At 53.3% G+C, this 8,824-nt stretch carries 7 protein-coding genes, 2 tRNA genes and 1 pseudogene; 2 read left to right on the top strand and 8 right to left on the bottom strand.

Annotated elements, in window-relative coordinates:
• Positions 1-72 (top strand) — tRNA-Gln (locus tag Q2B33_RS17980).
• A gap of 32 nt (positions 73-104) precedes the next feature.
• A tRNA-Lys gene (locus Q2B33_RS17975) sits at positions 105-177 on the top strand.
• A gap of 203 nt (positions 178-380) precedes the next feature.
• Here the strand turns inward: Q2B33_RS17975 and Q2B33_RS17970 are convergent.
• From Q2B33_RS17970 to Q2B33_RS17935, 8 genes and pseudogenes are all read right to left on the bottom strand, one after another.
• Complete coding sequence (locus Q2B33_RS17970; protein WP_300572203.1) at positions 381-1,109, bottom strand: N-acetylmuramoyl-L-alanine amidase; 729 nt, start codon at positions 1,107-1,109, stop codon at positions 381-383.
• Entirely contained in the window at positions 1,099-1,569 is a 471-nt protein-coding gene (locus tag Q2B33_RS17965; protein ID WP_300572201.1) for a phage holin family protein, read from the bottom strand. Before Q2B33_RS17965 ends, Q2B33_RS17970 begins: the two co-directional genes overlap by 11 nt.
• An 83-nt stretch (positions 1,570-1,652) precedes the next feature.
• A complete protein-coding gene (locus Q2B33_RS17960; RefSeq protein ID WP_300572199.1) occupies positions 1,653-2,810 on the bottom strand; it encodes a hypothetical protein in 1,158 nt (385 codons plus the stop codon).
• A gap of 2 nt (positions 2,811-2,812) precedes the next feature.
• Positions 2,813-3,613 (bottom strand): hypothetical protein, encoded by an 801-nt coding sequence (locus Q2B33_RS17955; RefSeq protein WP_296464392.1) that lies wholly within the window; start codon positions 3,611-3,613, stop codon positions 2,813-2,815.
• Positions 3,614-4,680: 1,067 nt separating this feature from the next.
• A complete protein-coding gene (locus Q2B33_RS17950) occupies positions 4,681-5,868 on the bottom strand; it encodes a glycosyltransferase family 2 protein (protein WP_300572195.1) in 1,188 nt (395 codons plus the stop codon).
• 12 nt (positions 5,869-5,880) lie between these two features.
• Positions 5,881-7,440 (bottom strand): phage tail spike protein, encoded by a 1,560-nt coding sequence (locus Q2B33_RS17945; protein ID WP_300572193.1) that lies wholly within the window; start codon positions 7,438-7,440, stop codon positions 5,881-5,883.
• Entirely contained in the window at positions 7,437-8,069 is a 633-nt protein-coding gene (locus Q2B33_RS17940) for a hypothetical protein (RefSeq protein WP_296464384.1), read from the bottom strand. Before Q2B33_RS17940 ends, Q2B33_RS17945 begins: the two co-directional genes overlap by 4 nt.
• A pseudogene (locus tag Q2B33_RS17935) lies at positions 8,066-8,824 on the bottom strand (hypothetical protein); the annotation flags it as partial. The pseudogene Q2B33_RS17935 and the gene Q2B33_RS17940, both read right to left, overlap by 4 nt.

The following is an 8,824-nucleotide window of genomic DNA, read 5'->3' as shown; positions in this document are numbered from 1 at the left end:
AGGGCTATCGCCAAGCGGTAAGGCACAGCACTTTGACTGCTGCAGACGCTGGTTCGAATCCAGCTAGCCCTGTTGGAGGGGGATATCCCCTTTTTTATGAATATGGGACATTAGCTCAGGTGGTAGAGCACTTGACTTTTAATCAAGTTGTCTGGGGTTCGAATCCCCAATGTCTCACGAAAAATTCAATCCCCGGAGGGCCGAGCCCTCGGGGATTTTCTTTGCAATATGCCTGGAAACCGCATGAAATCAGCCTTTTTTGCCTTTTATCCATGTAACGAAATGTGATTTACAGTTGATGGTTGTAAATGTCTCTTTTATGTCTCGCAGCACAAAATGAAGCATTCTGAAAGGAAGATGTCTCACTTTTGTCTCACTTTTTATGCCTTGACGATAACTGCATCAAACCCAGCTGCTTTAAGCTTTTTCAGGGCAGCATCCGCATTGCCTTTGACAGCGTAGGCCCCTACCTGCACCCGGTACAGCTGTTTCTTATCGCCGACTACAGTCTCTTCCCCGGGAGACACCAGCTCCTGATTGGCATCTGGATGCTTTTCCGCTGCCTGTACCCGCTGCCCGGTAATGCCATATACAATCGCCTCCGCCATCGCCTGGCAGTCGTAAAGCTGCACATCATCCTTATCATCAACAAAGCAGCATTCCACCAGCATGGCCGGTGACTTCGTATTCCGGAGCACATAAAGGCCTGTGCTGTACTTCACGCCACGGCTCTTGAAGCCCAATCCGGCAATGGCAACGCATACGCGTTCAGCATACCCTTCTGCTTTGCTGGCCGCATTATATACATACGCCTCTGTACCTGTCGTCTTGCCATTGCCAGCGACATCTTTAGCGCCGGAGTTGAAATGGATGGATACATCCAAATCCACATCATGGGCATTGCACTTCGCCACAATCTGCCTGAGGTTGTCAGACACCCCTGCTGCATCGTCCACCGTACAGTCATATACCGTATGGCCGAGCTGCCGGAGCATGCCAATCGCTGTATCTTTCACCCGCCTGGCCTCTGTAGATTCCCTGATGAAGCCTATAGCCCCACAGGCTGTCCGCCCATCCGCATTATGTCCGGCGTGAATGTTAATCCTCATAACCTCCATCCCCCTCTTCGTCTGCAATCTTCGCTTTAGCCTCTACCTGCTTCCGGATATACTTTATGACAGGAAGCAGAAAAGGTGGCATCCGGACACCGATGTCCAGCATATTCTCCAGGATGCTGATGATCTCATTTACCACGAGCCACACCGCTACTATAGTAGCGACCACAAACGGCAGCGCAAACTCGATGCCCGCACACTCAATGGCATAATTAACCAGGATATCTATCCATGCTCCCACCAGAACCAGCAGCCACTGGCACACCTTCTTTATGATTCCCCTGATGCCCTTATAGCTGCTGACCGTCTCCGTCCTGTACGGCACGGCCAGCAGGCCCGTGACATAGTCAATCACATTGCAGCCCACCATCAGGAATACCGGCACGGCCAGGATGCCCATCCAGCTCATCAGTGTGGATATCACCGCAATCACAGTTACTTTTACCTTATACATATATCTCTCCTCTCTTTCCTCGTTGTTTGTGGCTGCGCCTCTTCTTCCCCAAGGGCTTGCCCGGACTTCAATCCCCTGGTTTCTCATTCCCCTGCCTTTCCCAAAGCCTCAAGGGCTGCAATCCTTTCCTCCAGCTCTGCATACCTGGCATCTGCATAGGCTTTGGCATCCGCCAGCGCCTTCTTTGCGGACATGGTCTGCACCGCTATTCCGGCTTCATTGCCTGTCTCTGTGCTGGATTCCAATATAAGTCCCTGGTTCCCGAAGACATACAGCCTTCCGAACGCCTTCGATATGCAGTTCATCTGCATCTCCGGCGCTATTTCCAGCATGTCTTCAACCGTCTTTTCTGCGATGCTTTCCCCTTTCCTCACCACCAATGCCTCATGGTAATTGATGAAGATCTCACAGCCATCGAAATATACCCCATCTATGAATCCGAAATCCTTTCCTGTAGACATCGCCAGCACTTCCCCGGAATCAGTATACCTGCCGAGCCTATAGTCTCCTCCCGCTGTTCTGTTCATGAAGTATAGCCTGTCTTTGCATTCGAACACGGCAGTCGTATCGGACGAGTCGTTAGAACTGCCAGATACGACCCTGTCATAATATATCCTGCTGAAAGCGCCACGGCCGCTGGCAAACCTTCCTGTAGCACAGACCATTGCCAGCATCCATCCAGAGTTCTTGGCCGTGATACAGCATTTCACACCAGTAGCCTCAGTTGTTCCATTTTCCAAATAACTGGAATCCTTTACACCTACCAAATCCGTGAAGAGGGCATACACCAGACGGTCGTTCCGCGCCAAAACGACATACTCGCCATTCTGAGGCATCACTGCATAATATTCCATATAATACTTGCCTTGGGAGACCTGTAGCGGCCCAAGCTTCTCCAATGTCCTGAAATCAGAAGTGGCCACCATCAGTGCGGAGCTCTCGGCATCGCTGATTGCCGCGTCCATATATCTGCCCACTATCAGGAACCTCTCGCCGTCCCAATCGATATCGTTCAGGTGGCATCCTTCATATTCCAGCGTCAGTGCCCCCCATACCTCCCCGTCTTCCGTGTATGCCACGCTCCCATCCTCAGTAATGGCCACGAGATGGCCCCCTTTACAGATGCATTTCACGAAATTCCCTCGGATGCCTCCTGCCTCCTTCTGCATCCATCTGTACTCTTCGATTTCCGTGGCAGTACCCGCCTCCTTCAGAGCCGTTATGTTCGTCCTTCCCAGCATCCTCATCCCCTCCTCACAAGTATGTTCGCATTCAGCTCCTCGCCTATGTCTAAGGAACTGGTCACTTCTATGTATCCGCCATGGGATACTGGCAGAATCAGGGCCCTTGCCGCAATCTCATAGGAGTATTCATCAAAAAACACCTCGCATAAGGAGCCGTCTGTAATCCTATCGTCCTCCACCCTACAGGTCCTTTCGATGAACCTGATTGGAACATCCCGTATTATGAAATCCCTTTCCATGATTTCCTTCGCCACATTCACATAAGAAATCATCCTGTCCTCAATCAAATCCAGACGCTGCATGACCTCCGTCACATCGAAAGCGTTCAGCGTTCCCAGGATTCCGTTCTGCTCCTCCATCCTGTCATTGAATGCTGCTGCCGTCTCCTCATACTGGCGCATCAGCTCTATGATACGCTGGTACTGCGCGATGATAGCCAGGAACACATCATCGCTGGGCTCCGTGCTGACCGTATCGCCTGATATGGCTCCCTGCCGGATATATATCCTCTCCACTGTGGATGTCACCACCTTAGAGCCGCTGACCCCGAACACGCCGATATACATGTTCCCTTCCCTTGCCATGGCCCGTGCCGGTATCATACAGCTCCCATCGGCCTCCAGCACCGCATACTGGACATCCTTCCTGTCCTGGTAGAAGACCCCTGTCTTAGTGAACCCGTCCCATGTATCGTCAAAGAAGAACCTGCATGTGTCATAGCTTATATCTCCACTGGAAATAATCTCCTGATTCCCCACTGACAGCAGCTGCCCTTCTAACAAAACCTCAATCTGTGCCATAGCCTCCCCCTCTCTGCGATTTCATAAATCAAAATTATCCTCCACATAACTGGAAGACGTCGTGCGCTCAACTGTCCGGCTCGAACTGCTATTCATCGTACTTGAAGCGGAAGTCACAAAGCTGGCCGTTGACTCACCGATGCTTTGCGATGTCGTGTTGACCTGGACTGAGCTCAACTTTGTAGACAGTTTTGACGTCTGTCTTTCGATAGTATATGAGTATCTCATTGAAGTGGACTGATTTCCTTTTGAAAAACACTCCATACTGTGCGATGACGTCCATCCCCATGTCCTGCTCAATGTTTGAGCCAATGTCCTCTGTGTGGAGCCAGCCCTGCGTATCGTCTCCTTGTGCGTCGTATAATAACTATATGTGTATCTGGACAGCGTACTGAAGGTATTTGTCCCAGCCAATCTCGTAGACGTCACCTTGCCCACCAAGCCGCTTATCCCACTTCCGGCCTCCATTCCTGAAGAAGAGGCGTATCCGCCTGTCTTTGATGCTGTCCATAACGAAGACATGGTACTTGTCCGTATCGTGGAATAAGAGCTCGATCCATTGGAAACGGTAAAAGTATGCGAGCTTGTACTGACTGTCGCAAGTTTCGATTGCGACGTCGTATACCTGCCAGTCGTCTTACTCAGACTGGAAGATGATGTCGAGGATGTCCTTAAAGATGTAGTAACATACGTTTCCGTCAGCGTTTCCCGCACAGTCTCACTTGCCACATAATTGCTTTGTTTAGTTGTGCTGTAAGCATGTGTGACCGAATACTTAGAAGAACTCGTGGATGAAACGGATGTCGATATGGTCATCGATGTGGATTCCGTCCTGACCTCCACTCCTGAGGCGCTTCTCGTTTCCCTCCTCCCTATATAAGCGACTCCTCCTTCAATGCGCATCCTGAGCCCGCAATAAGCAGATGCGCTGGACCTCGTGGTCAGTCCGTATCTGATGACATCATTCGGCCCCGTCCCAGTCCTGACGCACAGCTTCTTCGTGCCGCCAGGTGGATTTACATACTGCGTCCCAGAATATTCAACCCTTCCGTTCCTTCCATTGGAGACTAGATATCCCATACCCTCACACCATCGACAAATTTCATTGTCCTTTTGCTTTCAAGGAGCTGGGAGAAATCCCATCCCAGTTCATCACATCCATCTTTGACATAGCTGTCGAACTCGACCCATGGCTCCGTGAACATCACGTCCGTGTTGTTCTTCACCAGATAATACTGCTCGATTTTTTGCGTATAGCTATACTTATCGAACCGTCTCTTCAACCATTTCCGGAGCTTGTTACAGGAATTCCGCAGAATGTACCAGTCCAATTCCAGTTTCGGCACATAGTCTGTCTCCGCTACATGCCGAATGAACGACAGGAACGTGAAGTATGAGTACATCGTCATATTCAGGAGCATGTCACCATACCCCTTTTCGCGTTCCTGGGTCCATGTTATCCCATTGGCTGACGTGTCCCTCATATACTTCAATATGTTCACCGATCCTCCCATCGTATATCCTGAAAGCATGTACCCATAATGCGAATCCGACCTGGACTGCGACCTCTCGTTCGGATACCAGAGATAGTATATCCCGCTGTTGTCCAGCAGGATGCTCTGGAAATCCGGGTCATTGTCCAGCGCATAGAAGAAGCAGGACATCCAGAAATAATCCTCTGCATGGCGCGACTGCTCCTCATTGAACCTCACGTTGTGCTTCTCGATGAAAGCCCTGCTATATAGCTTCGAGTTCACCCAGACCCTGTTCGTGTTGTCTATCGTATAGCTGCTGTTATTGTCAAAAGCGAATAATGGGCCGGATACCAGCGCTACAGGCCTCGCCCCCTCTTTCTGAACCGGATTCCCGCAGCCGTCGCACACTATGCCTCCATTGTCCGTAAACAAGAAGTTTGCGCATTCTGCAGCTCCAACAAACTGCGATACAGCGACTCCGTTGCCTATCTGGTCATCCTCGTCCATGAACATGAAGTATCTGTGGCCCGTGTTATCTATCCCGAACTGCCTCGCAAGGCCCTGCCCGCCGTTCCTCGGCGTGCGTATGCATCGTATGTCTATGAAATTGCTGTACTTATCCACCAAATCCTGATAGTCGCAGTCGGTATTCGGGCTGCAGTCGTTCACAAGCGTGACATGTATGAACTCCTTGTGCCATTGCACCGCTATCGAGGCTATCCCTTTCTCGATGACCTCAGGGCTCCCATAGCAAGGTATGATCAAATCTATGTCGAACATCCAAGCCTCCTTTCATTCAATCCATATCCCTCCCACCACCTCGGACGGAGAATCCGAAATGACCGCGCTTACCATGAGCGGATCCCCGTCAGCGCACCAGAGCGACCTTTCCTCCTCCCGCTCCACAGATGAGACAATCGATACCTCGTTGATTCCATCCGCCGCCCCTCCGTCATCCGCTGCAATCCAGATAGCCCCATCCAACCCTGACCGAAGCACACCTATCAAGAACTGCCTGGCGCACTCGGATCCGCCAGTCCTAAAAGGGACCACTGCATCGGCACCTGGCGGGACATATCCCCACTTCCCTTCGCTATCCTGTCCGAAAGAGAGCCCGCCCAGAGAAGGCGCCAGCGCCACCGCATCCTTTACGATTTCCTCTACCCTGTCCTCCTTCGGGTACTCCGCCAGCATCTCTCCGGCCTTCTCCTCCGATATGTAGCCCGCATCGTTCTCCAAGGCGCTGACCTTCTGCGGCATGGCCTCCTGCTGCCCTCCGCCGCCAGCCCCCATGCCGCTGAGCACCCTCCTGCTGGCACCCAGATAGTAGACTGAATCCTGCGGGGACGCAATGGAGATGTCCGCCTTAGTAAGCAGATACCTCCCGTCAATACCGTGCGGCTTGCTCACCACTTGGACATATTCGCAGATTTCCAGAGCCTCCACCTCCGGATCCGTCAGGTGCAGATCCACCGCCTTCACCTCATAGCTCTCGCTCAGAGCTGCCATGGAGCCGTACAGCCGCTCCTGCGCCTTCTTCAGCAGATTCTCCGGCAGCGTCACGTCCTCCCACAGGGACTCTTCCGCAGGGGCGAAGATGATGCCGCATTCCGCCGCCCTCTCCCCGTTCACCAGGTATGCCCTCCCGCCGTTCACGGAAGAGATGTCCACTTTCTTCCCGTCCACCTCCGCCCCCACAGGCCGGATAGCCGTATAGGTCTCGGACGCATCCGACTCCTGGGACAGACTGATGATGTTTTTGGCGAATGCTATCCCCTGGGAGGAGACTTTCCCATAGTCCTCCAGCCAGTCCACGTAGTCGCCGTCCTCCTCATAGCGTATCCGGATATGCCCGCCCAGGCTGGAGCGGAAGCACTTCTCCTTCAGCGCCGTCCAGGTGTCCAGCATCCCTTCGCTGCTCCGGACGATATAATCGTTGCTGTCCCGGACCGTGACCTCCCCTACCTTGAACCGCTGCCATGTCATCACCTGATTGTTATGGTTCTCCACAATCATCCGGAACAGCTCCTCCGGGCTGCCCTGGAAGGAGAAGGGCTCCAGGTAGGAATCGTTGAAGAGCGCCAGGTGCCCCTCCACCTCCACCGAACGTCCATTGCGGAAATCCTTTGCATCCTTGATGGCCCGCCCCTTGAATATAGCGGTGCCGTCCCGGTACACGGTTATCAGGGGGAAGAGTTTGCGTATGCTCCCCTGGTTCATATTGTCCCTATATACCTTGAACGCCAGGCTCCCGGCCGCGCTGTCCTCCAGAATCAGCTTCGGGGCCACCAGTTTCAGCTGCGGATGCAACGGATGGTAGATTGTGTCCTCCCCGCTCTTGATGATAATCATGCCAGCCTCCCCTTCCTATAAGAGAACCTGATTCTACCGTTTCCGGACAGGCGGAGCCGGTTCAGCCCCTCCTGCAGGGTCACCTCCGGCATCTGGTACGTGCCGGGCCCCATCCTGTAGCGGATGCCCTCATAGACCAGAAGGACGTTCCCCTCCACCTCTATCCTCGGCATGACCGGCATCCTGTCGTTCTCCAGCAGCACCTCCCTTTCCGCCCCGGAAATGTTCTCCTCATGTACGCTCTCCCTCCTCTCGTATTTATAGGGATGCACTCTGGCCGTGAAGCAGGCCTCGTACAGCCTTCCGTCCTGCTCCACCTTGGTGCAGGAGACCCTGCCCTGATAAGAATATTCCGGCTCACGCTCCAGCACAATCTCCATCCGTCTGCCATGGAGGTCATTCCTCATCCGCTCCGCCTTTTCATCGGAGAACAAAGTGAACTTGAACTCTATCTTCGCGTCCTCATAGGCCACTCCTCCTACCGCTTCCGTCAGGTCGATGGCTGAGTCTCCCCCATCGATGTCCACGTATACCTCCTTGACCGCAGACGGCACCACCCTTGCATAGTTCATGACAGCGCCGTAGTCTTCCCTGGAATACCTGTCGCCGAACACCGCACCGTACATCATCTCCACCTCCCGTCCATATGGCGCTTCCAGCCAAGCTTCTCATCCATAGGCCCGGCCAGCTCCCCCACCAGGGCTCCTGTGTCCAGCACCAGCTGCTTGCTGGAGCATCCCGGCAGGTATGTGGCCAGGAGCTCGCTGATCCGCCTCAGGAGCTCATAGACCTGGGCATTCTCTTCGGCGACCGCTGCCGATATCATCCGCATCAGCGTCTCCGTGCCGCCCACCACCTCGCTTCCGGCCTCGCCGCCCGCCATGACCTGGCCGGAACGGTTGATGCCGAATGCAGTGGGCTTTTCCATAATCATCGGCGTATCCATGGCCTTCTTGTACCATTCCACGCCGATATGCGGTATCGAGGGCGGATTCAGCGAAAACTCTCCGGTGATGCTGAAATGAGGAAGCTTTATCTTCGGCAGCTTCCAGTCGAAGTTGAAGAAATCCTTCAGCTTCTGCACCGTATTTGACACAAATCCTTTCACCTTCTCCAGCTTGTCGGATATTCCTGACCTAAGATGCTCGAACCTATCCAGCCCTTTTGCTTTCAGCTCCTCGAACCCGCTGACCGCCTTCTCCTTCAGGGATGCCACCTTCTCCGAAGCCTTCTCTTTCAGCTCCTCGAACTTGTTGACTGCCTTCTCCTTCAGCGACTCCACTTTCTCCGAAGCCTTGTCGCGCAGCTCCTCGAATTTGCTGACCGCCCTCTCCTTCAGGGATGCCACCTTCTCCGAAGCCTTCTCTTTCAGCTCCTCGAACTT

The sequence above is a fragment of the uncultured Acetatifactor sp. genome (assembly GCF_948601915.1).
GTDB lineage: Bacteria > Bacillota > Clostridia > Lachnospirales > Lachnospiraceae > Acetatifactor.
Note: the sequence above shows the minus strand (reverse complement) of the source record. Positions and strands in the feature narration are given on the sequence as shown.

Bases quoted from the DNA above. Each gene is read 5' to 3' on its own strand.
- Q2B33_RS17955 (WP_296464392.1), bottom strand. From the start codon at position 3,613: ATGGCACAGATTGAGGTTTTGTTAGAAGGGCAGCTGCTGTCAGTGGGG.
- Q2B33_RS17945 (WP_300572193.1), bottom strand. From the start codon at position 7,440: ATGATTATCATCAAGAGCGGGGAGGACACAATCTACCATCCGTTGCAT.
- Q2B33_RS17965 (WP_300572201.1), bottom strand. From the start codon at position 1,569: ATGTATAAGGTAAAAGTAACTGTGATTGCGGTGATATCCACACTGATG.
- Q2B33_RS17970 (WP_300572203.1), bottom strand. From the start codon at position 1,109: ATGAGGATTAACATTCACGCCGGACATAATGCGGATGGGCGGACAGCC.
- Q2B33_RS17960 (WP_300572199.1), bottom strand. From the start codon at position 2,810: ATGCTGGGAAGGACGAACATAACGGCTCTGAAGGAGGCGGGTACTGCC.
- Q2B33_RS17950 (WP_300572195.1), bottom strand. From the start codon at position 5,868: ATGTTCGACATAGATTTGATCATACCTTGCTATGGGAGCCCTGAGGTC.
- Q2B33_RS17940 (WP_296464384.1), bottom strand. From the start codon at position 8,069: ATGATGTACGGTGCGGTGTTCGGCGACAGGTATTCCAGGGAAGACTAC.